The sequence below is a fragment of the Lentzea californiensis genome, from assembly GCF_024648825.1.
Classification (GTDB): domain Bacteria; phylum Actinomycetota; class Actinomycetes; order Mycobacteriales; family Pseudonocardiaceae; genus Lentzea; species Lentzea californiensis.
In genome coordinates this window covers 1-462 of record NZ_JANBBE010000034.1, presented here as the reverse complement: position 1 = coordinate 462, position 462 = coordinate 1, and the positions used below count along the sequence as shown (strand labels likewise).

The window sequence follows — 462 nt, the reverse complement described above, 5'->3', positions numbered from 1 at the left end:
GAAATGACACAGCTTCGGTGGTGTGCTTAAGCCCCGCTACATTGTCGGCGCAGGACCACTTGACCAGTGAGCTATTACGCACTCTTTAAAGGGTGGCTGCTTCTAAGCCAACCTCCTGGCTGTCTGTGCGACCCCACATCCTTTCCCACTTAGCACACACTTAGGGACCTTAGCTGGCGTTCTGGGCTGTTTCCCTCTCGACTACGAAGCTTATCCCCCGCAGTCTCACTGCCGCGCTCTCACACCACGGTATTCGGAGTTTGGTTGATTTCGGTAAGCTTGTAGGCCCCCTAGACCATCCAGTGCTCTACCCCCGTGGTGAAACACACGACGCTGCACCTAAATGCATTTCGGGGAGAACCAGCTATCACGGTGTTTGATTGGCCTTTCACCCCTAACCACAGCTCATCCCCCAGGTTTTCAACCCTGGTGGGTTCGGGCCTCCACGCGGTCTTACCCGCG

1 rRNA gene is annotated in these 462 nt (G+C 56.1%); it reads right to left on the bottom strand.

The window, feature by feature from the left end:
- Positions 1-462 (bottom strand): 23S ribosomal RNA (locus LX88_RS43430); the annotation flags it as partial.